The sequence below is a fragment of the Paenibacillus durus genome, from assembly GCF_000756615.1.
Classification (GTDB): Bacteria; Bacillota; Bacilli; order Paenibacillales; family Paenibacillaceae; genus Paenibacillus_AQ; species Paenibacillus_AQ durus.
On the sequence record NZ_CP009288.1, the window covers coordinates 2,615,333 to 2,640,237 of the forward strand.

Annotated in this window: 18 protein-coding genes and 1 pseudogene; 15 read left to right on the forward strand and 4 right to left on the reverse strand. The window is 43.9% G+C overall.

The window, feature by feature from the left end:
• Positions 1-11 precede the first annotated feature (11 nt).
• The 6 genes and pseudogenes from PDUR_RS11085 (at position 12) to PDUR_RS11115 (ending at position 6,523) form a co-directional block, all read left to right on the forward strand.
• Positions 12-932: a thioesterase domain-containing protein gene (locus PDUR_RS11085; protein ID WP_169744906.1), complete on the forward strand. Its 921-nt coding sequence runs from the start codon at positions 12-14 to the stop codon at positions 930-932.
• Positions 933-1,315: 383 nt separating this feature from the next.
• Positions 1,316-2,776, forward strand: a complete 1,461-nt coding sequence (locus tag PDUR_RS11090) for an MATE family efflux transporter (protein ID WP_042206318.1) — start codon at positions 1,316-1,318, stop codon at positions 2,774-2,776.
• A gap of 90 nt (positions 2,777-2,866) precedes the next feature.
• Positions 2,867-4,333: an FAD-dependent oxidoreductase gene (locus PDUR_RS11095; protein WP_233277527.1), complete on the forward strand. Its 1,467-nt coding sequence runs from the start codon at positions 2,867-2,869 to the stop codon at positions 4,331-4,333.
• 15 nt (positions 4,334-4,348) lie between these two features.
• A pseudogene (locus PDUR_RS11100) lies at positions 4,349-5,027 on the forward strand (MBL fold metallo-hydrolase).
• Positions 5,028-5,373: 346 nt separating this feature from the next.
• Positions 5,374-5,739 (forward strand): hypothetical protein, encoded by a 366-nt coding sequence (locus tag PDUR_RS11110; protein ID WP_042206322.1) that lies wholly within the window; start codon positions 5,374-5,376, stop codon positions 5,737-5,739.
• 367 nt (positions 5,740-6,106) lie between these two features.
• Positions 6,107-6,523, forward strand: a complete 417-nt coding sequence (locus tag PDUR_RS11115; protein WP_042206324.1) for a RidA family protein — start codon at positions 6,107-6,109, stop codon at positions 6,521-6,523.
• 153 nt (positions 6,524-6,676) lie between these two features.
• Here the strand turns inward: PDUR_RS11115 and PDUR_RS11120 are convergent, their stop codons facing one another.
• On the reverse strand, positions 6,677-7,573 hold the full coding sequence (locus PDUR_RS11120) for a LysR family transcriptional regulator (protein ID WP_169744907.1): 897 nt from the start codon (positions 7,571-7,573) through the stop codon (positions 6,677-6,679).
• Positions 7,574-7,697: 124 nt separating this feature from the next.
• Here PDUR_RS11120 and PDUR_RS11125 point away from each other — a divergent pair, with 124 nt between their 5' ends.
• The 7 genes from PDUR_RS11125 (at position 7,698) to PDUR_RS11160 (ending at position 17,730) form a co-directional block, all read left to right on the forward strand.
• Positions 7,698-8,855: an MFS transporter gene (locus PDUR_RS11125; protein ID WP_042206326.1), complete on the forward strand. Its 1,158-nt coding sequence runs from the start codon at positions 7,698-7,700 to the stop codon at positions 8,853-8,855.
• Positions 8,856-9,076: 221 nt separating this feature from the next.
• On the forward strand, positions 9,077-10,834 hold the full coding sequence (locus tag PDUR_RS11130; protein ID WP_042206327.1) for a sensor histidine kinase: 1,758 nt from the start codon (positions 9,077-9,079) through the stop codon (positions 10,832-10,834).
• Between the two features lies 1 nt (position 10,835).
• Positions 10,836-12,446, forward strand: a complete 1,611-nt coding sequence (locus PDUR_RS11135; protein ID WP_042206328.1) for a response regulator — start codon at positions 10,836-10,838, stop codon at positions 12,444-12,446.
• A 24-nt stretch (positions 12,447-12,470) separates the two neighbouring features.
• The gene (locus PDUR_RS11140; RefSeq protein WP_042206329.1) at positions 12,471-13,973 is read left to right on the forward strand and encodes an ABC transporter substrate-binding protein; all 1,503 of its coding nucleotides are present in this window, start codon (positions 12,471-12,473) and stop codon (positions 13,971-13,973) included.
• A gap of 258 nt (positions 13,974-14,231) precedes the next feature.
• Positions 14,232-15,281 carry a nitrilase-related carbon-nitrogen hydrolase gene (locus PDUR_RS27260; RefSeq protein WP_052410178.1) on the forward strand — a complete coding sequence of 350 codons (1,050 nt, stop codon included), beginning with the start codon at positions 14,232-14,234 and terminating at the stop codon, positions 15,279-15,281.
• A 537-nt stretch (positions 15,282-15,818) separates the two neighbouring features.
• Positions 15,819-16,304, forward strand: coding sequence for a DUF6323 family protein (locus PDUR_RS11155; protein ID WP_042206331.1), 486 nt, complete (start codon positions 15,819-15,821; stop codon positions 16,302-16,304).
• Entirely contained in the window at positions 16,294-17,730 is a 1,437-nt protein-coding gene (locus PDUR_RS11160) for a DUF6179 domain-containing protein (RefSeq protein WP_042206332.1), read from the forward strand. The genes PDUR_RS11155 and PDUR_RS11160 overlap by 11 nt, the downstream gene beginning before the upstream one ends.
• Before the next feature lie 134 nt (positions 17,731-17,864).
• Here the strand turns inward: PDUR_RS11160 and PDUR_RS11165 are convergent, their stop codons facing one another.
• A complete protein-coding gene (locus tag PDUR_RS11165) occupies positions 17,865-19,592 on the reverse strand; it encodes an ABC transporter ATP-binding protein (RefSeq protein WP_042206333.1) in 1,728 nt (575 codons plus the stop codon).
• Positions 19,589-21,403 (reverse strand): ABC transporter ATP-binding protein, encoded by a 1,815-nt coding sequence (locus PDUR_RS11170; RefSeq protein ID WP_042206334.1) that lies wholly within the window; start codon positions 21,401-21,403, stop codon positions 19,589-19,591. The genes PDUR_RS11165 and PDUR_RS11170 overlap by 4 nt, the downstream gene beginning before the upstream one ends.
• Before the next feature lie 243 nt (positions 21,404-21,646).
• Between PDUR_RS11170 and PDUR_RS11175 the strand changes: the two genes are divergently transcribed.
• Positions 21,647-22,639: an aldo/keto reductase gene (locus tag PDUR_RS11175; RefSeq protein ID WP_042206335.1), complete on the forward strand. Its 993-nt coding sequence runs from the start codon at positions 21,647-21,649 to the stop codon at positions 22,637-22,639.
• Between the two features lie 99 nt (positions 22,640-22,738).
• Here PDUR_RS11175 and PDUR_RS11180 read toward each other — a convergent pair whose 3' ends face one another.
• A complete protein-coding gene (locus PDUR_RS11180) occupies positions 22,739-23,506 on the reverse strand; it encodes a radical SAM protein (protein WP_052410179.1) in 768 nt (255 codons plus the stop codon).
• Between the two features lie 211 nt (positions 23,507-23,717).
• Here PDUR_RS11180 and PDUR_RS11185 point away from each other — a divergent pair, with 211 nt between their 5' ends.
• On the forward strand, positions 23,718-24,893 hold the full coding sequence (locus tag PDUR_RS11185) for a phosphoribosylaminoimidazolecarboxamide formyltransferase (RefSeq protein ID WP_042206336.1): 1,176 nt from the start codon (positions 23,718-23,720) through the stop codon (positions 24,891-24,893).
• Positions 24,894-24,905: the final 12 nt, after the last annotated feature.

Consider the following 24,905-nt stretch of genomic DNA (forward strand, 5'->3'; position numbering starts at 1 on the left):
ATGGGCAGCCTGTGTTCTGGTTTCATCCGGGGCTCGGCGGAGTAGAATCGTATCAGGGCATTGCCCGGAATTCACAAAGGCCATTCTATGGAATCCAGGCGCGCGGGTGGATGTCCGAAAGGGAGCCGCTGCAAGGGATACCCTCGATGGCTGAATACTACATTCAAATCATTCAGGCAGTGCAACCGGAAGGACCCTATGATCTGGGAGGGTATTCGCTGGGAGGAGATATTGCGTATGAAGTTACCCGGCAATTGCAAGAGATGGGACATAAAGTAAATACTATTGTTATGCTCGACACACTGGATAGTAATGCATTAAATGCGTTAAAAAACAGTGATAAAGATTTAATTCTGCAAACAATAAACGTCGCCCTCATTTCTGCAATGAAACAAAAATCAGATGAGCCGCCTATGTTAATCCATCGTGATGAAACCAATTTAGAATTAAGTGATGAGGTCTATTTAGATGAGCTTATTGAACTTGCAAGGAGCCGCGGATTGACTAAAACGACTGCGCAAATACACAAAATGATACAAAAGCATTTAGACATTCAAAAATCTTATAAGCTGGATGAAATTTCTATTTCGCCATTATTATATCCGGAAGAAGTGACATGCTACTATTTCCGTAACCAGGGCGGGAAGGTTTATGGTGACCTGGAGCCCTATGCTTCTACGGTGCCTAATTTTTCACAGGCAGTAGATGGTTCAAAATACTGGGGAGACTGGGAACGGGAAATTCCAAAACTTTATATGATTGATGTGGACCCTAGCTGCCATATGACCATTTTTGATGAGCCAAATGTCTATGAAAAGATTCTTAAATTGTGTGAAAAATTATATTCAAAAAAGGCAGTTTCCGATAGGTACCTTCAGAATTTGATTGAAAATTTACAGTTAAGCGGTACTGGAAGTAAAGCTCCAGTATAATCAGTATTTAATGGGTTTAAGGTTCCCTGGCGGCAGAACGAGAGCCGGATAGGCTGTAACGCCGGAGCGAAGCGGGCCAAGAGCCCGCTTCGCCCATTGCGGGAACGTTATATTTTTTCATTTACAAACAATGGAAAATCTGGTACCTTGGATGAAGGGGCTTCGACGGGAGAATGCCAAGACCGACGTCATCTTCGGCATCGACCGGCCGGACACTACTGGTTTACCCCATAAGAATTTCTGCAAAATACGCCAGTCCCACTCCAGATGGCCGCATGTTTTAAACTTCAAATATCCTATGCTCCCCCCATCTCTTGAAAATCCAACAAAGCGCGAGCAAATGCAAGAAATGCATGTAATATTATACAAGGAGAGAATAGTAAATGGGAGATTTTAACTCAGATCTAAACGACCCCAGCAAAGGGGAAGCTCTGACTACGTCAGACAAAAGCAGGAAAGCAAGGAAATCAGCCCCACAGCCGCTTGATCTTTTTAATGGACCCATTGCTCTTACTACGCTGAAACTAGGCATTCCAATATTGATTAGCCAGTCCGTGCTATTTGCCCATATGATGGTGGATACTTTTTTTATATCCCTGATTGACCGGAGCTCAACGGCTTTGCTAAGCGGTACAGGTTTAGTTTATAGCATATACTTGATTATTTATTACATATCCTGTTCCTTATTTATGGCAACAAGCTCCGTTACAGCCAGAGGCCTCGGTCAAAAAAATGAAGTGCTGATTAAAAGAACAGGGGACTCCGGGCTATTCTTGGCATCGGTCATTTCCGTTATTACATTGGTTGTTTGTTCTATATTTGGGCGGAACATCATTGAGCATTTATCGGGCAGCAAGATGTCGGCTGAAGCTATTCAATATGGCGTTGATTATTTGTATTACATGATTCCGGGTATGGTATTCCAACTGTTAATGACAACGATTGGGGGAATCCTGCAAGGGGAAGGTAAAGCCAAAGAAATTGGTATAGCTGTAACTGCTTCGACAATTATTAATATTATTTTAAACCCGATTTTGATTTTCGGCTTCAATATGGGAGTTAAAGGCTCGGCCTTGGCGACTTCAATCTCTGTCGGGTTAACGGTTGTATACTATTTATCTTTCTTTGTACGAGGAAAGACAACAATGCAAATTCAAGGAAGACTATTTGCGCTAAACAGTAAAATTATTAAAGAGATTCTGTATATTGGTATCCCTGCTTCCATAGGTTTCTTGCTAATCAATACAGCAACCATGATATTGAATAATGTAGTAGGGTCTATAAGTGAAGCATCAATGAATGCCTGGGTTTTGGTCAGCAGAACGGATCAAATGTTTTTAATCCCTGCATTTGCTATTGGGCTGTCTACAATTCCTATGATCGGACAAAATTTTGGAGGGGAAAACTTTAAACGATGTGACAAAATATTCTCCACAAATATCAGAATATGCATGATATCCGGCTTAGTTCTTGCAGCACTGTATATGTTGTTTGCGCCTCAGATCTTTCAGCAATTTTCTTCTGTACAGGATGTTATAGATAACAGTGTAAGACAGGTGAGGCTGTTAACATTGACCAGCATTGGGCTTGCCGGAATTATTGTCACTTCTTTCGCTTTTCAGGCCATTGGCAAACCAATGCCCAATTTAGTCAGTGACACTTTGCGTATGTTAATCACTTCATTTCCGGTGCTGCTGCCATTGCTTCATTTTCCCATCAAGAATATGAACCTTATTTTCGTATTCTTTGGAGCCGGAAACCTGATAGCATTCTTACTTCTGTATTTGTGGGCAAAACGCGAGTTTATAAAACTGAGAAATAAACCAACAGCTACTGAGGCTTAAAATAAGGCGGGAGCGGGGGTTGCAGGCGTACTGTTCTGTTCGTCGGCAATCCTCGTGACCTATCTACACATTTCCTAAAGAGGAGATGGAATGATGAAACAAAATATAATATCCGTTGAACACTACACTCCAATTTTGATTGTCGGTACGGGTATCTCGGGGCTTGCTGTTGCTTATTATTTGTCAAAAAACCATATGAAGTACACGATAGTAACAAAAAAGAATGCGCCTAAACAAAGCAATTCCTTCCTTTCAGCCGCAAATACGCGTGTTCCATCAGAGAATGAAATTAATGATCTTATTAATCTTACTATTGATAAATGTGGAGCAGATCGGCCAGTTATTGAAACGCTATACAGGAATTCCGGCATAATTATAGATTTTTTTGAGGAACTAAGAATCCCTTATGAGAAAACCTCCTTTGGTATCATGCCTGAATGCTTGATTAAATCACATGGGGGAAAGAAATTAATCAATGGCTTGTTGCAGCATATTGAGCAACCGATGTGTAATAAAATTTTGATTCATTTGGACAAGTCTGATCATGGAATTATCGCATTATTTTATGACACACAATCAGATCAATTTATCAGTATCTATACTAATTATTTGGTATTGGCTACGGGAGGATATGCGGGACAATTTAGTTACAATGATAATTCGCCGGGTTCAACTGGTGAAGCGCATATTTTGGCTAAAAAAATAGGTGCAAGATTAAAGGGAATGTCTACATTAATGTGTCATCCTTGGTCAATTTACAACGGAAGGCAAATTTTATTGGGCGGAGTTGTATCTATGAGTCAAGGGAAAATAGTAGATAAGGAAGGAGTTCAGTTATTAAAAGATGACCATATCAGTGATGCAATTGCACGTGATGATTATCACGAAATGATTGATGAGATTTTGAAATTTCAACTCGATTGTATCAAACAAAAAAAGGAAATGTACCTGGATCTGAGCCATGTTGATGAAAACCTGTTGAATGAAAAGTTCAAAAAATATGGATCGAGTCCTAATGTCGTTAATAATAAAAAAATCAAAATTACACCAACGATGCACTATTCTTCAGGAGGAATCGAAATCAATGCCAATGCCGAGGTTATAAACCTTAATCGTGTCTTCGTTACTGGAGAAGCTCAATTTAATGGTGATCTTGGCATGGGAAGAATCCCTGGACAAGCCTACGCATCGGGTATCGTTTTTGGTAAATTAATTGCTGACAGAATAGCTAATGAAGGTGTTTTTAATACGCAATATCAATTTTCATTTAAAAATCCGCCTGAAACGATGCAGCTGTATTCGAAAGAAAATAATGACTTTCCGATTGAAGAGTTTCAGAAGAAGCTGTCGGCTCTAATGATGGAGCTAATCCCTTCCCATTCACCCGGCATTTCTCTAGCCTTACATAAAAAGAAATTGCAAGAAAGCCAAAACATGGTATTGCGCAGAGCAAGAGGATCGGGAAAACGATACGAGGATATTTTAACATTATTTTTTGGATATTTTGTGGCAATGGAAATGATAGAAGATCTTGAAGGAAAGAATCAAAATATATGAGTTGGTGGTAGTGATGTGGACATAAACTATGAAATTTACCAATTAAATACACGTTCCTATCGTTTTTTCAAACTTTACATACATCATCATTGATAAGGTGACTAGAAATGCATTGATTGTTGACCCGGCATGGGAGCTGACTAAAATAGTCGACAAGCTAAATCAGTTGGATGCAGTTTTGCAGGGAATTCTTTTAACGCATTCGCACTTTGACCATGTGAATTTGGTTGCTCCTTTAGAAGCGCTGTTTAACCCTTATGTATACATGTCGAAAGCAGAGATCGACTATTATGGATTTAGGTGCAATAATTTACAGGCCATAAATGATCTGGACAAAATCAGCGTTGGAGAAACAATGGTAACCTGCATGCATACTCCGGGGCATACGGCAGGCGGTATGAGCTATCTCCTGCAGGACAGCATATTTACTGGAGATACAATTTTCATAGAGGGCTGCGGCATTTGTAATTCCTGGGGAGGCTCCCCGGAGCAAATGTTCGAGAGTATTCAGAGGGTTAAATCATCGGTATCCCCCCATGTGCGTGTTTATCCGGGACATTCATACGGCAAAGCTCCCGGCCATACCCTGCAATACCTGATGAGAGAAAACATATATTTTCAAATAGATAATAAAGAAAATTTTATTGGATGGAGAATGAGAAAAAATCAAACTGGCCTTTTTGACTTTAAGTAAGAATACTCCAAATGACCAGGAGGAACCGGTCTCACAGAGATTGAGCACTATTTGAAAGCGAATGAGATTATAGGTGTTAGACTACCCGTCCAGTTTGCTTTTCACTCTTCCTTAATTGACCCCATAGCATTGGAATATACAGCATTTTTAAAGCCAAGGACCCTGCAAAGTCCTAAGATTAATATGGTTTCATCCCTGTACGGCGGGAAGGCGGTATCCCTTGATTACCGTTACCTTTGGGATGTTGTAAGAAGGAGGAAATGATTGGAGCGGCATGATATACGGAAATATATGTAATTCCAAAAATAGGTATGGTAAAATAATGTAAAAAAAGGAAGGTGATTCGATGGATGGCGGAATGAATACAAATATAGCTTTTGAACAGCATCATAAGAGCCGCGTCTCGATTCAAAACGATTTGGAAGTCAAGGAGTGGTGTCCGTTCTGTGGTGAAGCGGTAATAGGTTATATTAGCTGCGAGCAAGGGATCATTCAACGGATTCATTTCCGGCCATGCAAGTGCAATCATTCGAGCGAACTGTTCCAGCTTACGCCATTATTCGAGGGTATGCCGATTGATGAATTGTATGAGGATGATTATGCAGAGCGGATTTCCGAGCAATTGTCGATATTTCATGATAAACTGCAAGGGCTTGCGCTAAGCTTATCCGACAAAATCCTGTATGCTTTCTACAATAGATATTATACTTGAGCATCATATGTTGCTGCAGGATGAATTCCTTCCGAGGCCAACTGCGAGATCTGGAGTTATCATAAACTTGCATCAAAAATCTATTGTCCGCTGACCGCTATGGCAGGGATATCACGAAGTTATTTCTTTGCCAGTCTGCTTCTCGTTTCAATTGGGCTGGCTTGCGGTTTGTATGAATATTGGCAGCGCCGGGTATCGGCGAGAGAAATCCATCATAGCCCAGAGCAGAAAAATCAAACCATCTGAACGGAGTATGGCGTGACGTCTATATGCGGAAATGAGATAAAATGGATTAATTGGGAATCATATGATACCACACAGGGGATCGGTTTTTAGCGGAGAAACAAGCCTGAAAGGGGAAGCTCAAATGGAAACAAATAAATTGATCCGCTTCACCAATCCCGAGACATTACCACCGACGTTTGGCTACTCGCATGTTGTGGAAGTCAGAAATGCGAGAACGATCTATATTTCGGGACAGGTGGCTTTGGACAAGTCCGGCCAACTCGTCGGAGCAGGGGATATGTCTGCCCAGACCAGGCAAGTCTTTGAAAATATTCGGATTGCTCTGGAAGCGGTGGGGTTATTTTTTGAGGATGTGGTCAAACTAACCTTCTTCATGACAGACATTTCTCAGATGAAATTTGTGCGGGAAATCAGAGACCAATACATCAACACGCAAAATCCTCCGGCCAGCTCGGCGGTCGAAGTAAGAAAGCTAATTCAGGAAGACCTGCTAATAGAAATCGAAGCGGTTGCTGTAGCTGCATTGGACCCGCAGTAGACGAAGGATTTCGATTTGACATTCCGAATTATAGCTAAGTCAATAATAGTCTGAGAAATTATAGTCACCTAAAAGCGATCACGAGAAGAAGGGTAGCCTTTATTCTCGATGGATCGCTTGTTTTGTTACGTTTGTATAGTGACTAACGGCCCTTTAATTATCTCTTGACTCCATGACAGCATGAATACACGAATCTAATATTCGCAGACTTTCTAAAGCGCTTGCCCTGGGGCTGCGCGGTTGAATCTGATAGCAAACCCGCTCAGGCGGAGGGGATTCCAGATGATACATAAAGAATTCCCCTGTTTGTTCATACCGGCGTGCCAGAGACATCGGAACAATCGCCCATTTTTCAGGACAATCCATGAATGTTTCTATTAGTGAAGCCGCATCTAAACGGATAGGCGGGTAATTTCTGTCCCCAATCCACCTGTCATACCATGCTCGAAAGGAGGGGTTCCACTCAAAAAACAGCTGATTTGACGTATCCAGCTCATGATCGATTAAGGTGTTGTTCGCAACCGGTAACTTTCCTTTGCTTATAACAATCATTTGTTCAGCAAGGAACTTTTTAACAAGCATATTAGGCATAGGCTGTTCCAAATTGGAAAAAGCAATATCGATCTCACCGCGCTCCAACAATTGGTATAGTTCCGTCGATTGCTGAGTGCGAATGCGAATCTCGATTTGTTTTGAATATTTGCTTAATTCCTTGTAAATGGCAGGAAGGACGTAAGTTTGGATGCTATCTGCTGCTCCGATCGAAAGTGTCCATTTTATTGTGCGGGTACGGATTTGGTTGGTCTCCTGAACAAGGGCCTCCCATCTTCTGGCCAGCGCTAAAAATTCCTGCCCGCTGGAAGTTAAGGATAAGGTTCTTAGTCCTCTTCCGCGGTCGATTAAGTTCATCCCGACTTCCCGTTCCAGTTGAGCTAACCGGTGACTTAGGGTGGACTGGGATATAAATAAGGAGCTGGCGGCTTCAGTTAAACTACCGTGTCTTACTATAGAAAGAAAACTTCGATTCCTAATGTATCCATGGGATAACACGCTCCAAAATATCAACTTTATCAATATTAAAACACGATATATTGTATTTTACAATTATTTATGAAGGCTCTATGATTCAATTTAAGAATGAATTTTAGACCAAAAGAAGGAAGTGTCCTTTTTCATGAGATTGCTCATTATTTTTCTGTCCGTGACCAACGCTTTCATCATTATTTACGGTCCACAGCCCATTCTTCCATTATTCATGCGGGAATTTGGCATATCGATTTCAACGGCCAGTTTGTCGATTTCGTTAACCATACTCGGCATTGTGTTTTCATCGCTGTTTTTGGCTGTATTTTCGGATAAATGGGACCGTAAAAAAGTGATCCTAGTCTCAAACCTTCTGCTGATCATCCCAAGCCTGGCCTTATTTTTTACCCATTCGTTCAGTTGGCTGCTTGTGTTTCGATTTGTTCAGGGAACCTTGATCACCGGAGTAACGACGATCCTGATGACCTATGCGGCTGAGGAATTTCCCATTAAGAAAAAAGGGATGGTGCTGGCCACCTACGTTAGTGCCACCTTGGCAGGAGGACTTCTGGGACGGGTATTATGCGGATTGATTACGGAACATTTCAATTGGGAATGGTTCTTTTTTGTAACAACGGTTATGACAACACTGGTTAGTCTCTTGATTTATTTCTTTTTGTCGGAATCGACTGGGCAGGTGAAAAGCGGTAAACAAAACTTCACGGATCATTTCAAAAATCTACCTTTGCTTTCCATTTTCTTTATTGGATTTTCTCATTTTTTCGCTTTTGTCGGATTCTTCAATTACTTGCCTTTCTACGCCAGTCAAGCGCCTTTTCATTATTCCGTCGCCCAAACCTCGCTTCTCTATCTAACGTATATTTGGGGCATTGTATCTTCGCTGATTACGGGGATGGTCTCGAACCGGTTTGGCCGGAGAGCAACGATTGCCGCCGGACATCTTGTAGGAGCTACAGCGATATTGGTTACGTTGATTCCTTCTCCATATACGCTTATTTTAGGTGCATCGATACTGACTTTAGGCCAATTTTGTTCCCAATCTTCAGCCACCGCCTATATTACGGATGTTGTCACTCACTCCAAGGGTGCGGCCACTTCCTTGTACCAGTGCTTCGTTTATTTAGGGGGGAGCCTCGGGGCGTGGATTCCTGGAATCCTGTGGAGACATTTTCATTGGTCCGGTATCGTCGTTACGACGGTAGGTTTTATTTTATTGGCGCTAAGCAGTAATTATTTTCTCGGAGGGAAAAGAAATCGTGTTGCTCAATCTAAGCGGGTTGCTGTATAACCCAAGTACAAAAATCAAAGTAGGCAGCCTGGGGATTATTACACTCCAAGGCTGTCTTTTTTTGCTAAAATCCCTGCACTCGATTGGAGTTAATTAACTATTGAGTTAAGATTGACTTTGCAATAAAGTCAGCTATAATAACGTGTACTATATTGTGTCAAAATATCTAACATAATTTAATCGGATGTTTTCTTGGGAAACGGGAAAGGATCGTTTTGTTAATGAGATTAAGCGGCTTTCATTTAACTAAAAACTCCATTGCCTTTAAACTAATTATTTGTATACTGGTCGTTTTAATTCCTTTGAGCGGGCTTCTGATTTATAACAATTACCAGGCCATGCAGGTTGTTCGGCAAGAGGTAGCAGAGACTAACCGGGAATTTGTGTCAGTCTATATGGAGCATATTGACAGCCGGCTTGATAATTTGGAGTTTACTTTGAAGAGTTTGATGGCCCAAGACGAAGATTTAACGATCATGATGGATGAAACGAGCGGAGATCAATATCAAATGGCAAAGACACGGCTGTCTCAAACCTTGGAGAAGGAGAATGACCCGAATCTGCTCACCGATATGCTGTTTGCGTATTCCATCACCAATCAGGAATTTATAGAGGTCTTCGATAGCGAGAAAACTTCATATCCGGAAAGGCAGCAAGTTCGGGATTACATTTCGGCTTTAAAACCGAAGGGTTCCGATATCAATGAATTATTCCCGAAACAATGGGCGGTTCGTCAAATCGGCGGACAATATTATCTTCTCTATATTTTGGAATCAGGGGATATGCTCCTGGGTACGTGGATCAAAGCGGATAATCTCCTGAAACAGTTTAATTTGGTCATTCTAGGGGAAAACGGAAAATCATTATTTGCGACCACAAGCGGAGAGCCAATGCACAAATTTTCGTGGTTGAACGAGAATGGTGTTGATCTCTCCCGGAAACTGGGTTCTTATTATCTGTCAGGTAATCCGGTAAAATATCTGGTCGTTGGCAGTCCTTCATCAAACGGCGCTTTCAGTTTAATCGCACTTATTCCGGATAGTCAAATACGGGAAAATCTGCCCAATGTCGGAAGGCTTTCCGCTTTTATTATGATATCCTTTCTGATTGCCCTATCCGTCGTGTTGCTGCTCTTACAGAAGGTCGTTTTGGCACCTTTAAATCACATTCTCAAGGCGATGAAGCGTATTCGGGAAGGCGATATGAAAGCCAGAATTGAGTCGTTTGATACTTCAGACGAATTTCTGGTAGTAAACGAAACGTTCAACCGTATGATTACCCAAATTCAAGAGCTTCGTATTAGCGTCTATGAAGAACAACTGAGCAAGCAGCAGATAGAACTTCAGAGGCTCCAGCTGCAAGTCAATCCGCATTTTTTAATGAATACTTTGAATATTATCTATAACTTATCCCACATAAAGGACTATAAGTTAATTCAGGAATTCACACTTTGTCTGGTTCAATATTTCCGCTTTATGCTGCGCAGCAACCAAGCTTTTGTACCGCTTAACGATGAGCTGCATCACGTCAAGAATTATATTCGGATTCAAGAATTGCGTTTCCCGGGAAGCTTCTCGTGGGAGATCGAGATTCCGGACTTTGCGCTTCATGTCCCTGTGCCGCCAATCTTGATTCAAACCTTTGTGGAAAATACGTTTAAATATGCCATCTCCAGCGACAAACCGATCCATTTATCCATTTCAAGTCAATTTGTTTATTTCGAGCATGTGCCATGGCTTCAAATGACTGTTCAGGATAACGGGATTGGCTTCCCAGGAAACGTCCTTCAGGCGATCCGTGAGGGAAAACCGGTTGTCGATGAGATGGGAGAGCATATCGGCATTTGGAACGCACAGCGCAGGGTGGAGTTATTGTACAATGGACAAGCTTCCCTTTTGTTCGAGAATAAGGATCCATCGGGAGCCGTTGTGACAATCACCATCCCAATCCTGGATCACAATCACTTGAGAGGTGAGTAAGATGACATCATTGTTGATAGTGGATGATGAGAAACTGGCAGTAGCGGGAATAATAAGTGTCCTGAACCGTGATAAATTGCACATTAGCCAAATTCATAGCGCCTATAACATAAATCAGGCTAAAGAAATTTTTCTCAAGCAACCGGTTGATGTGATGTTATGCGATATTGAAATGCCTTCCGGGTCCGGACTTGAGCTCTTGGATTGGGTAAACAACAATTACCCCGGAACGGTTTCGGTGATATTAACCTGCCATGCCGATTTTGAATATGCCAAAAAAGCGGTTCAACTCAATAGCTTGGATTATATCTTAAAGCCGGTTCCTCCCCATGAACTGGAGGCAATTGTAAAGAAAGCCATAGAAAAGCTGCATGAAGATCAAGCGCAAGCGCAGCTTAGTATTTATGGGCATTACTGGTTCCAGAATCAGCCCTTGCTTATTGAGCGGTTCTGGCTGGATGTGCTTAATCAGAATATTGAACCGGATTCGGACGCTATTTCACGGGCGGCTATAGAGCGGAATATTCCACTTCATGATGCGGTTGTCCCGATACTAATCGTCTTCCAGAGATGGCATAGTGAAGTAAACCATGCCGGGGAGCAAGCTATGAAAGCAGCCATAAGGAATGCTGCGGAATTTTTTGTGAATTCGATTCAGGAAAATAGCGTACTTCTCTCCTTAGGAACAGATGAATTTTTAGCCATTGTGCCGGCCACCTCGGATGCGAAACCAGCCATTCGTCAACTATTGAAATCCTGTGAGCGATTTATAGGTGATTGCCATCGTTATTATAAATGTGATCTGTGTATTTATTTGGGAGAAGACGTCGTTCCACGCAACTTAGCTGAAATGGTCAAGAATCTTAAGGGGTTGGAAGAGAATAACGTAGCCTACTATAACAGGGTAATTCACTTCAATTCATTCAAACCGGCAAATCAGCAGTTAGTACCGCCTAATATGCAGCTTTGGTCGGCCATGCTCCTCGGCAACGCTGTGGAGGAAGTCATACAAGAAGCAATCCATTATTTGAATGGCTTGGTTGAGCTCTCCGCAATGAATGTTGAGAACCTAACTCACTTCCACCATGATTTCCTGCAAATGATCTACTATCTGCTAACGGAGAAAGGGGTAATGGCGCGTCAGCTGCTTAGTGACGAGCAGTCTTTAGCTTTATCCAAGAAGGCCAATCGATCCCTGGCGGATATGATTGACTGGATTCGCCATATCATCAATAAAGCAATGAGTTTCTTGGGGACAATTGAAGAAGCTCAATCCGTTGTCGAGAGAACAAAGGAGTATATATTAAGGAATATCAATAAAGAGCTGACACGGGAAAGTATCGCAGGCCATGTGTTTCTTAACCCCGATTATTTGGCAAGAGTTTTTAAGAAAAGTACCGGTGTTACAATTAACGATTTTATTCTAAATGAACGGGTGAACATAGCCCAAGAACTGCTTGCCAAGACCGATATGCCAATCAGCGCCGTTGCGGCTCACTTAGATTATATGAACTTTTCGAAATTTTCGCAAATGTTTAAGAACAGAACGGGTTTTAATCCTATCAAGTATCGGGAAACATCCAAAAGATTACAAGCTAAAAAAGTTAAATAACCTCTAATACAGGGGGAGGGGTTTATGAAGAAATTTGGGTGGATGTGTTTGGTGTTTCTGATTTTGTTGACGGCTTGCAGAAATTCCAAGGATAAAGCAGCTGATATGAACTCAGGTGGTGGAGATGCCGGACAGGAGCTTGTGGAATTAACAATGGCCTTTCATTATTTTGGTTCGGTTCCGCAGGATTTGGGTCTTGTTGAGGAAGAAGTAAACAAAATTACGAAAAAAAAGCTTAATATTAAGGTGAAGTTCCTTCTAATTGGATTTAGCGCTTGGCAGCAGCAGATGAACTTGATGTTAACGGGCGGTGAAAGTCTCGATTTGATCGTGACCGGCACAACTCCTGTCTTCAGTTTTACCTCCCAAGTAGCCAAAGGCCAGCTGCTCCCGTTAAATGATTTGATCAAACAGTATGGGAATGGGATTAGGAAAGTGATGGATCCTGCTTGGCTTAGTGCGGGTCAGATCCGAGGAAATATATATGGTATTCCATCTTTAAGGGAAATGGCCGGTCAATCTGGTTTTATGATGCGAACAGATTTGCTTCAAAAATATAACATTGATGCAAGCAAGCTAAAAACGGTTGAAGATGTTGAAAAAGTGTTGGCTCTGATTCACGAAAAAGAATCGGATCTGATTCCTTTGGCACCACATGTCCCGGACGAAGATTTCGTAAGCACCCTCTCCAATTGGGACACGTTGGGCAATGGTTTGGGTGTTCTGATGAATTACGGTGATAACCTGCATGTTGTTAACCTGTACGAAACCCCAGAGTATAAACAACGGGTTGAATTGTATCATAAATGGTTTCAAGCCGGGTATATTCTCAAGGATGCCGCGACTTATAAAGAAATCACGTACGATCTTGTGAGAAATGATCGGGTGTTTGCATATGCCAGTAATATAAAGCCCGGTATCGAAATGGAGGCACTAAAGCAAACTGGCAAGCAAATGACACCAGTGCCAATGACTAAACCATACACGGCCTCTGACAAGTTAGGAACGCTGATGTGGGGAATACCTGCAGAATCCAAACATCCTGTAGAGGCGATTAAATTACTTGATCTTATGTATACGGACAAAGAATTAGTTAACTTGCTGGATTGGGGTATCGAGGGTAAGCACTATGTGAAAGTATCGGATAACGTAATCAAGTTCCCTGATGGAATCAATGACTCGAACAATCGATATAGTTTGAATTTAAATTTCCTGTTTGGCAACGAAACTCTATCCTATGTGTTTGAAGGAGAAGATCCGAAACTCTGGGAGAAAATGAAAGAATACAACACAAACGCCACAAGATCTAAAGCGCTAGGTTTTACGATGGACCAAACACCGGTTAAAAGGGAAATTACCGCCGTTTCAAACGTAATTAACCAATATGCTCTGGGATTGGGAACAGGATCACTCGACCCTGATAAAGTGCTGCCCGAGTTTATTTCTAAGCTGAGAGCAGCTGGAATCGACAAGATTATAACGGAAAAACAAAGACAGCTTGACGAATGGGCAAAACAAAATAAGTAAACATTATCAATGACCCGAACCCGGTTTTTTAGGTTTGGGTCATTTTTTTACGATCGATTCCAAAAGGTCCGGTTTAGAGCATTTACAAATCGGTTTTGGAGTGGGAGAGGGATAGCATCGGATATATGATTATCTTGTTAGATAATCTATCATATCCGGGGGGGATAAAGAAATTTGGTAGAGCCGCCAGCAATCAATGTCATAAAGTCTAACATTTCTAGAACAGAAAATAAAATCTGATGAAAAGGGGTAATAAGGATGAAGAACGGTTGGAAAAAGATGGTTGGAACAATGATGGCAGGTTGTTTAGCGGCAGCTACAGTAATAGGTGCTGTAGATGTTATAAACAAACCTGAAACGGTATCTGCTGCTCAAAGCAATCCATTCCAGAATGATAAGCTTGTTGATACATCGCCTATTAAAGTGGCGGCTGTAAATGCTGAATCCGTAAATTATGATTTGCAAGCCGGGTTGAAAAAAGCAGATATCATCACAAAAGAAGCTAAGCGTGCCGGTGCAACATTAGTCGCCTTCCCTGAACTTTGGCTTCCAGGGTTTATGAATGGAAGTCCAAATGGTTTAAAAGGGAAGCAGCCTAAACCTTTCCAAAAATATGTAGACAATTCGATTGAAGTGGGAAGCAAGGAATGGAAGGCCTTATTAAAAATTGCAGATGTTAATAATGTCTATCTTGCTATGAGCTTTTCCGAGAAGACGAAAGACAAGCATCTTTATATGTCGCAGGTCCTTATCGATCCAAATGGGAAAGTCATTGACAAAAGAAGTAAAATCAATCCTTCGGGTGATGAACGAAACTATTTCTCTGACGCGCCAATGAAAGATAATCAAAATGTAGTGAATACTCCATTGGGACGAATTGGTCAGCTTTCTTGTGGTGAGCATCAGAAACCGATGATGACCTTCAACATGATGGCCCAAGCAGAAAATATTCATATTGCTTCTTGGCCTTATAATAGTAGCAAAGGAATATGGTGGGAAAAGTATCACATGGATATGACTAATTCTGCTTATTATGCTGTAAATTCCGGTGCCTGGGTGATTATGCCTTCTGTTGGGAGATCAGCTATTATTAATGGTCTTGGGGAAATTATGGCTGAGAAAGATAGTAAGGATGGTCATTTTGCCATTGCAACAATCGACCGTGCTCCGTTTAAAAATGTTCAATTTCAGAATGAGTGGTACTCTTATAATGTTCTCGGATTAATTGAACAGAACTATAAAGGAACTAAAGAACCAAAAGAACCGGTTGAAACGCTGAATCAGCCGGATTATACAAAAATTAAATAATAAAGTTCGGAAACAAAGGAGGTCTGCTCAGCAGACCTCCTTTGTCTACGAATAAAATTAAAAAAGCCCGTCTCTCCAACGAATGAGTAGACACGGACCCGCTTAAAAAGTGATCGGAATGAAAAACTCGAATCCCTTTGCTCTGAAAGGATTTCTCCTCCTCAGGGAAAACCTCTGAAAAAATCGCATTTGCAGATTGTGCCAGCTGCTTTTTTTCCTTCACAATCTTATTCGCATCCCCTGATAAAATAAGTTTGGTTATGAGATCGCCAGTTCGTTAATTGCTTCGTTTCAGCACAGGACTGCGGATGAGCACAAAAAAAGGTTGGGTCAGAATTCTTCTGCCCAACCTTTTTCTATGTAAACAACTGTTTTGCCATCAGCTTCAATTGACATCGTTGAAGATAGTGATAAAATATAGAATGATCAAAAATAAAAAAAATATTATACCATGAAACAAATAAAAATTCAACATTTTTTAGATTTTTTTAAGAAAAATTTATGGCAAGCGAGAAGCAGAAGAAGGAGGATAACGGCATGTATTTAGCCCGTATTTTCAACTCCCTGAACATGTCTATGCAGGAACATTATATGAACGAATTGCTGGAGTTAAACGAGAAGACCAAAGAATACGGCCTGATCCTGACCCCTCGGGATGTTGAGCTGATGATGGCGGCGAGAAACGAGGTCCTGCACAGCTATGGGCGGGTGGAATTGAGCATCGAAGTGACCAAGGCGCTTATCGAGGTATTCTCGGCGTCCTCGTTCATTCAGCAGGAGAACTATGCGGATACGCTGAATGAGCTGCATGAGATTTTTTATGATCTGAAAAATGAAACCGAAGACCGGGTCAGCGACATGAAGCTCATTCACAGGATGAAGGAAATGTTCGAAGAGGATTGCGAGGGCTCGCTGGGCTTACTTAAAAGCAGGCTCGAAGAATGGGCCGAAGAATTCCGAAGAGAATTGCAAAAGAACGAGTCGTTATCTTTATTGGAAGGAGAAGAGGATTATGGGATCTGAACAACGGGGTAGCGGGCGGGAGCTGACCGTTCAGGGGGGCATTCGCAATTCCCGGCTGCAGCGAAGCCAATATACGATCTCCTTAATGAACGAAGGCTTGCGGGCGGAACTGCTGACGAGCCGGGAAATGATGCGTATACAAAATACGTTCATGCAAATTTTGCAGGAGCTGATCCAAAGATACACCCGGGGCGAAAGCACCTCGGTCACCACGGAAACCGCCGAAAGCCTCCTGACCTCCATCATGTATGCGGCCGATGCGCATCTGTTCAGCTTTGAGGAGCCGGAGATGGCGATCACCTGTCTCAAAACGGTTGATATTCGGCAAATCTATGAACGAGGCGTGGAAAAGGTCAGTCAATGCTTGGAAGAAACCAAGCAGCTGTATAAGGGAATTATGGCTAACAAGCTGGAGGTTCCGGTCGACGCCTATAACCTGACCATCGATGAGTCCCTGCCTGTTTTTCTTAGAAAATACGGCATCGTCTTTGATGCCCACAATACGATGGCGAGTATCGATTACCCGCTGGCTATCGATGACATGCGGCTACAGGGTGTTTTTTATATGAAGCAGTATTTGGAGCGGCTGAAGCTGGAGACCGAATTTTGCAGGATGTTCGATCAGCGGGAGCTGCTGGATTTGCTGGCCCACTACGGAAGGGAATGCAGGTTTAACTACCGGATCGAGCTGTTCAATATATATGAACTGGTGCTGAATCAGGCGATTTTCTCGGTTTTATCAGGGGGAGATGCCGATGAAATCAGGATTTCCGAGAGTCAATATAAACGGCTGGAACAGCAATTCATGAGCCTTAATGAACCGCTAATCAGGTCCGTCATCGGAAATGCGATGGAAAAGCTTCAGCAAGAATTGCCGATTCATCCGCAATTGAAGGAGTACATGGACGGGTGCAAGGAAGACCTCGTGCAGCGAGTGGCGAATGCCGCTAAGCACGACAGCTTAAGGGCTGTCATTATTACAGAGCGGGAGGCGGAAGTGAAGTCCATGGTCCTTTTCTTGGGCGAAGAGGACAGAATGAGCGATGTAGAGTTAAGAAGACGGCTGGATGAGATTATGGCCTGTGAGCGGAAGGAGGACAAAGTGAGGCTGATCTTATCGAGCTTTCATTCCTTCCATGACTTTCTCGATATGCTTGAATCCGACTGCTTGTATGGGGAGGAGTATGATGCGCTCTTTCATGCGTTTGGCGATATGGAGCTGGCTATTTTGGCGAAAATCGTATTCTATGAAGAGCTGCGAAGCGAGTCTTGGGATTTGCCGTCTATTCTGTTACTGGAGAAAGAATATGAGATGGAGTGGCAAATGCAATTTGTCCGGTGCCTACAGGGGATGAGCCGGGAGCGGCTGCAACTTGTCGAAAAGTATATGGGTGAAATGGACTATGAACAAATGAAATTTTATTGATCAGAAGGGCTGTAAGATCATAGACGAACAGACCTGATGAGGAAACCCTCTATCAGGTCTGTTTTTTCTTGTTTTGGAGGCACACAATAGCTGAAAAGAGCAAAACGCTGATGAAACTGTCCCGGCAATGATTCTTATGCGCTTACCAAGTCTTTCGCTTCTCTTTCAAAGGTTCGAACCAGCTCTGGATAAAGATCGCCTTCACGCAGAAGCTCCTCATGCGTGCCTTCCTCGACGACCTGCCCATCTTTCATGACGAAGATGATGTCGGCATTCATTACCGTGGACAACCGATGCGCAATGATGATCGTCGTCCGTCCCGAACGCTTGTCATCCAGCAGCTGCTGTACTTTCCTTTCCGTCTCCATATCAAGGGCGGATGTGGCTTCATCCAGGATGAGAATATCGGGATCTCTCAGCATCGCCCTTGCCAAGGCAAGACGTTGACGCTGGCCTCCGGAGAGCTGAATGCCCCGTTCCCCAATGGTTTCATCTAGCTTTTTCGGCAGCTTCATCACCGTATCCAGCAGCTGTGCGTCCTGCAGCACAACGATAAGCTGTTCCTCCGTATCTTCCCGTCCGAACAACAGGTTCTGCCTGATCGTGTCGGCGAGCAGGTAAGGCTCCTGGAATACGATCGCAATTCGGCTCATCCAGTCCTGGCGCCGAATATCGGTAAGCGGAATGCCGTTCACGAGAATTTCACCTTCGCTTGGATTGTAGAAGCGGGTGAGGAGCTGGGCTACCGTCGATTTGCCGCCGCCGCTTGCTCCGACGAACGCGATTTTCTTTCCGACAGGAAGGACGGCGGTAAGGCCGTTAAGTATATTTTTATCCTCATAAGCGAAGCTGACGTTCCGGAAATGGATGGATTGAACCTCGCCGCTAAGCGGTTTCGTCCCGTTGTCGATTTGCGGCATCTCATTGAAAGCTTCGATGCGGTCGATTAAAGCGAATCGCGCGATCATCATCATGACGTAACCAAACAGCCAATCGAATTTCTCCATAATCTGCAGCACCAGCTGCAAGACAACTACGAAGGTCCCTATGCTCAGTTTGCCCTCTATTAGCTGATAACCGCCTACAGCCACAACCGCTACAGCAACTCCCCAGCGCAATGGCGCGCTGAACAGCATCTGGAGGTTGACGGTCCGTCCTTCCTGAAGGATCGCGTCAAAATATTTTTTAAACAAGGCTTGATAGCGGTTCGATTCCCACTCGGTTCTGTGAAACGCAACGACCTCCCGTGTCGAGGATATTCCTTCCTCCAGATGAACGGTCAGATCGGTCCGTTTTTCCAGCACGACGGCCGCCGCGCTCTTGATCCTTTTCGCAAAGAAACAGGCATTTCCAATATACAACAAGCACACGGCCAGGACGCACACCATGACCCAAATGCTCGAGTAGCCGACAATGGCAAGCATGATGAGCGCTTCGAACAAACTCCTGATCCCGGTGGGTGTAAGGTAGCTGACCAGTGAGCCGGTATCCAGCACATCGCTGTTCAGGTTCTGGACAAACCTGGCGGCACGCTCCTTTTGGAAAATGGAGATGGGAAAGCGGAACAACCGGCTGAACATGTTTTTGGTCATGATTTTCGTAATGATATATTCGTTTCGGACAAACGTATACGGGGTGGCGACGAACAGGATGGCACTACAGATGAAAATAACGGCGTAAACACTAAGCAGAACGGGCAGAAGCTCAAACTTTTGCTGCATGAAGAGATCGTCGATGATGTATTTTTGCACGTAGACGGAAGCGACGCCGAAGAAACTTTCCAGAATGAGCAGGACGATGGCCAGCTGAAAGCCGCTTCTGATCATCATGAGATGATTCCATATCCATTTGATATATTTCATAGCGTAACCTCCGAATCAACGGTAATTGCGGCAGTCTGATCCTGTCCCTGGGCCAGATTATAGAAGATGCCTTCCCGGGCCATCAACTCTTCATAGGTACCGGTCTCTGCGATTGTCCCCTCGTCCATGACCACAATCCGGTCAAAATCCTTGATAGTCGATAACCGGTGGGCGACGGCGATCATCGTACGGCCTTCAAAGAGGCGATCCAGCGCCGTCTTGACCTCTGCCTCGGATACGTTATCCAGCGCGGAAGTTGCTTCATCGAGCAGAACGATTTTCGGATTTGAGATCAGCATGCGGGCAATTGCGATTCTTTGCTTCTGTCCGCCAGACAGCTTCATGCCGCGGTCGCCGACCAAAGTGTCATAGCCCTGCGGAAGCTGAAGGATGAATTCATGTGCCATAGCAGCTTTTGCGGCCTGCTCAATCTCTTCGTCCGACGCCTCCGGCCGTCCAAAGCGAATGTTCTCTCTGACGGAGAAGCCAAACAGATACGATTCCTGAAAGACATAACCAATGCTGCCTCTTAAATCTTGAAAAGAAATCCGGGTGATGGGTACGCCATCCAGCTCGATCGTGCCTTCCTGAGGATCATAGAAGCGGTCAATCAGCTTGAGTAAGGTCGATTTTCCGTTGCCGCTTGTGCCGACAATGGCTAACCGCTCCCCGGGCCGGATGTCCAGCGTGAAATCTCTGATGACCGGCGGGCGATTCGGGTAGTGGAAACCCACGCCTTTGAAAGTGATTTGGCCGTTTATCGTTCCTAAGGGAATGGGATGCTCCGGTTCCTCTACAAGGGGCTTCAGCAGCATCAACCTGCGAATCGGATTGGCCTGCTCCAGCATCATCCCTTGCTGCGCAAGATTGCCGATCAGCATGGATAATTTGAACATGACGACAGAGTAGATGAGGAAAAAGGAAAGGAAAGCGCCTACAGTTAACGTCTGATTCCGGATAAACCAATAACCGAAGACGAACAGCGCGACCGCTCCAGCGTCGAAGAACACCCTTCGGATGCTCCAGCGGGTATGTATGAAGAATACCCATTTCAAGGTGGTGTCCGTGACGGTCTGATACAGCCGGAGCCCACGCTGCAAATCCCAATCCTCTGCGGAAAAAGCCCGAAAGTCGCGGATGCCTGACACCGATTCATGAATTTTGCGGTTATAGTCCATCCGTTGTTCATTCATGCGTTCATTCCACTTCGTCGTCTTTCGATCAAGGCTCGGTCCTACAGCATAGTAGATCAGGAAGAAGGGGACGGCAACCAAGGTTAGCTTGAGACTGCCCGACACCATGACGGAAACAGCAAGAATAACGAACAGGGCCAGCTCCAGCATATCGGGAAAAAAGCTGGTGTACAGCTCCTGCACCGCGTGCACCTGATTGTTCATCAAGGAGAGCATTTCGCCTACGGGACGCTGTTCATAGTAGGAAAAGCCAAGCTTCCGCAGCTTCTGAAGCACGGAGAACTGCAGGTCGCGCGCGGCTTTGCTTCCGGCCGCTCTTTGAAGCAGATTGCGCAGCAGGGAAGCGCACACGGATAGTGCCACGATTCCAATGAGCAGGAGTAGCATGCTTGTAAAAGCGCTTTTATTTTTGGCCGGAATGATGTTGTCGACCAAATGTTCGATCATCTTCGGGATCACCAATTCTCCCGCGGCGGCAATCAGTCCGCACAATACGATCACCGTAAGTTGACCCGCGTAAGGCCGAAGATAGGATACGACCCACAAATACAGCATAAAGCGGCGCTCTTGCGGGGTATCCTTCTGATTTTCTATAACAGCTTCAGAAACTTGATTCAAGCTTTAACACTCCTTACCCTGAGAAAAATGGCCTCAAATAAAAATTCTTCCAAAATTGGTTGCGCATACATTGAGCTCAATTACACAATATCCAATAGATTTTTTGTTCACAACTACTTTTATCAGTTGTTTTGTTTAAATTTCATCGGATTAGATGATGGCCTATTTCGTATGTGTTATAATGACCCGGTTAGGTCTTTTGGTTAACTTTCCCATTCAACTCACAGAAAGGATGAAGACAAAGTGGAATTTGTACAGGTATCCGATACCGGACTTCAAGCCTCGCGAATTGGTTTGGGCACTTGGGCAATCGGCGGCTGGATGTGGGGCGGAAGTGATGATGCGGAGTCCATTCGTACCATTCATGCTGCATTGGATCGTGGAATTAATGTGATCGATACGGCGCCCGTATACGGTTTTGGCCATTCTGAGGAAGTTGTTGGACAAGCGATTCAATCCTATGGGAAACGGGATCGCATCTTGATCGCGACCAAGGCGGCGCTGGAGTGGGTTGATGGCAATGTCCACCGTAACGCAACAAAACAACGCATCCTGAAAGAAGTCGACGACTCTCTTCAGCGTCTGAAAACCGATTATATTGATATTTATCAAATCCATTGGCCGGACCCGTTAGTTCCTATAGAAGAAACAGCGGAAACGATGCGGAAATTATTAGAGCAGGGGAAAATCCGAGCTGTTGGCGTTAGTAATTTCACAACCGCTCAGATGGAAGAATTCCGAAAGGTCGCGCCGCTGCATACGGACCAGCCTCCCTATAATTTGTTCGAGCGTGAAATTGAAAAGGACGTATTGCCTTATTGCGTGGAACATCAAATCACTACATTGCTTTATGGGAGCTTGTGCCGAGGTCTATTAAGCGGCCGCATGAAGGCAGGTGCGGAATTTACGGGCGACGATCTGCGCAAAGTAGATCCGAAGTTCCAAGCCCCGCGTTTCGGGCAGTATCTTGACGCCGTGCAGAAACTCGATCAATTTGCTCAGCAAAATTATGGAAAGCGCGTGATTCATCTGGCTGTCCGGTGGATTCTGGCTCAACCTGGCGCCGGCATCGCCCTCTGGGGAGCGCGGAAGCCTGAGCAATTGACCCCGGTGGATGAAGTCATGGGCTGGTCACTGGATCAAAGTGCTTTGGCAGAAATCGATCGTATTATCCAAGAAACCGTGAAGGAACCGGTTGGCCCGGAATTTATGGCGCCTCCGAGCCGGACTAAATAAGGAAAAAGACAATCTCCTTTTCAGGGGATTGTCTCCTTTACCTAAAAAAGAACTGGCAGCGCCAGCCCGTTTAAAGCACTCCTTCTGAGATATTGTTCATTAGGAGCAATCCAGATGATGAGACTGAAAGGCGTCCTGATACGCGGTTAGTTCTACCTCGGATAACGGTGAAGCGTTGTCTGGAGCATTGTGCCGCCCTGACGGAGCTGCCTGGGTGATAAAGGGAGGAAGCTGGGCCTGCTTTACACCTATATGCTGGAACAGACTAGAGAATCCCTCTACATCTTCCGGACGGTCGTTCAAACCGGGAATAAGGGTAAGCCGAACTTCAACCTCGCTTGGACTGGAGAGAGCGTTCCGCAAATTTTCAATAATTAGATCATTGTAAACTCCGGTTATTTTTCTATGCGTTTCACGTTCATAGTGTTTTACGTAGAAGATCAGATGATCGATCAAGGGGAGCAGTTTGGTAAATTGACTTTCTATTACATATCCGGTAGTCTCAACTGCGGTATGCATTCCCCGTTCCTTTAGACGTGATAGCAGTTCATAGACAAAGGAATGCTGCATCATGGCCTCTCCGCCAGTCAACATAACTCCCTTTGCTATCTTTTCTGAGGAATCAGGATTGCCAAGACACAGCTCCAATACCTCCTGAACGGAATAAATCCGTCCGTCCTCGAAATGTCTGGCTCTAACCGGGTCCCATACCAGCCTGACTCCGGGATTGCGGAGCTCCGGATTGGGGCACCAAGTGCAGTACATAGGACAGCCCTTTAAGTGGACGACCGTTTGGGTACCGGAACCGTCCTGGAAGCGGTGTTTCTGTATATCACGAATGCAAGCGCTTACGACTTCTGTTGTCACAGAAAAACTCCTCCTTAAAATGATGACAAGTATATAAACTTTAGTAAGTCACATTCGTCATTCTAGATATATTCACCAGACTGTGAAAATATAATACAACGCTATTAGAGCTTTTTTGTTATTCATTTTTTTCATACCTGGACAAGCCGAGTATTGAGAAATATGATATATAGAAATATATGTAAGTATTTTTTGACAGGAGGACAAGATAATGAAGCAAAAAGAAATTATTTTGAAATATGGAATTAATCCATACCAAAAGCCGTCAAGGATTTTTTCCGAAACAGGTCAATTGCCTATTGAAGTATTAAACGGGAATCCGGGATACATCAATTTTATGGATGCGATTAATTCTTGGCAGTTGGTTAAGGAGCTCAAGATTACCTTGAAACTCCCTGCGGCAGCTTCCTTCAAGCATGTGAGCCCAGCAGGTACTGGAATAGGGCTGCCACTTGATGAAAATCTAAAGAAGGCTTACTTTGTTGAGGATATGGAATTAAGTCCGTTAGCTGCTGCGTATGCCAGGGCTAGAGGTGCGGACAGAATTTCTTCTTTTGGAGATTGGATCGCTCTAAGCGACAAGGTAGATGAGTCAACTGCTTTGCTGATCAAAAAGGAAGTATCAGACGGTATCATTGCCCCTGATTATTCCGAGGAAGCCTTGAAAATTCTTAAAGAAAAGCGCAAAGGCAGCTTCAATATTATTAAAATAGATCCGGACTATGAACCTGATGCCTTAGATACAAGAAAAATTTATGGAATTGTTTTTGAGCAGCACCGGAATAACCTAATCCCCAGTACGGATTTATTACATAATATTGTAACTGAAAATAAGAATCTGCCTGATGAAGCTGTCCGCGATTTGATTGTTTCAATGATAACTTTAAAATATACACAGTCCAATTCAGTTTGTTATGCCTTAAATGGTCAGGTTATTGGATGTGGAGCTGGGCAGCAGTCCAGAATTCATTGTACTCGTCTCGCTGGAGAAAAAGCGGACCTCTGGTTCCTTCGTCAGCATCCAGCGGTGTTGAACTTACAGTTTAAGGAAGGCGTTTCGAGAACAGAAAAAGATATTTCAATTGATCAGTTCCTGGGGAACAATACAACAGCTGAGGAAATGAAGGATTGGGGAGATGTCTTCGTAAATATTCCAAAAAGACTCACCCAGGAAGAAAAAAACGATTGGCTGAAGAATTTAGATGGCGTCTCCATTGGTTCTGATGCATTTTTCCCTCAAAGGGACAATATCGATCGCGCCCAAAAAAGCGGTGTGAAATACATTGTCCAACCAGGCGGCTCAATTAGGGATAATAAGGTGATTAACGCGTGTAACGAATATGGTATGGTGATGGCGTTCTCCAACACTCGGTTGTTTCATCACTAAGGTTGTCAGTAT

Coding starts and splice junctions, on each gene's coding strand:
- PDUR_RS11090 (WP_042206318.1), top strand. CDS start 1,316: ATGGGAGATTTTAACTCAGATCTAAACGACCCCAGCAAAGGGGAAGCT.
- PDUR_RS11095 (WP_233277527.1), top strand. CDS start 2,867: ATGATGAAACAAAATATAATATCCGTTGAACACTACACTCCAATTTTG.
- PDUR_RS11110 (WP_042206322.1), top strand. CDS start 5,374: ATGGATGGCGGAATGAATACAAATATAGCTTTTGAACAGCATCATAAG.
- PDUR_RS11115 (WP_042206324.1), top strand. CDS start 6,107: ATGGAAACAAATAAATTGATCCGCTTCACCAATCCCGAGACATTACCA.
- PDUR_RS11125 (WP_042206326.1), top strand. CDS start 7,698: ATGAGATTGCTCATTATTTTTCTGTCCGTGACCAACGCTTTCATCATT.
- PDUR_RS11130 (WP_042206327.1), top strand. CDS start 9,077: ATGAGATTAAGCGGCTTTCATTTAACTAAAAACTCCATTGCCTTTAAA.
- PDUR_RS11135 (WP_042206328.1), top strand. CDS start 10,836: ATGACATCATTGTTGATAGTGGATGATGAGAAACTGGCAGTAGCGGGA.
- PDUR_RS11140 (WP_042206329.1), top strand. CDS start 12,471: ATGAAGAAATTTGGGTGGATGTGTTTGGTGTTTCTGATTTTGTTGACG.
- PDUR_RS27260 (WP_052410178.1), top strand. CDS start 14,232: ATGAAGAACGGTTGGAAAAAGATGGTTGGAACAATGATGGCAGGTTGT.
- PDUR_RS11155 (WP_042206331.1), top strand. CDS start 15,819: ATGTATTTAGCCCGTATTTTCAACTCCCTGAACATGTCTATGCAGGAA.
- PDUR_RS11160 (WP_042206332.1), top strand. CDS start 16,294: ATGGGATCTGAACAACGGGGTAGCGGGCGGGAGCTGACCGTTCAGGGG.
- PDUR_RS11165 (WP_042206333.1), bottom strand. CDS start 19,592: ATGAAATATATCAAATGGATATGGAATCATCTCATGATGATCAGAAGC.
- PDUR_RS11185 (WP_042206336.1), top strand. CDS start 23,718: ATGAAGCAAAAAGAAATTATTTTGAAATATGGAATTAATCCATACCAA.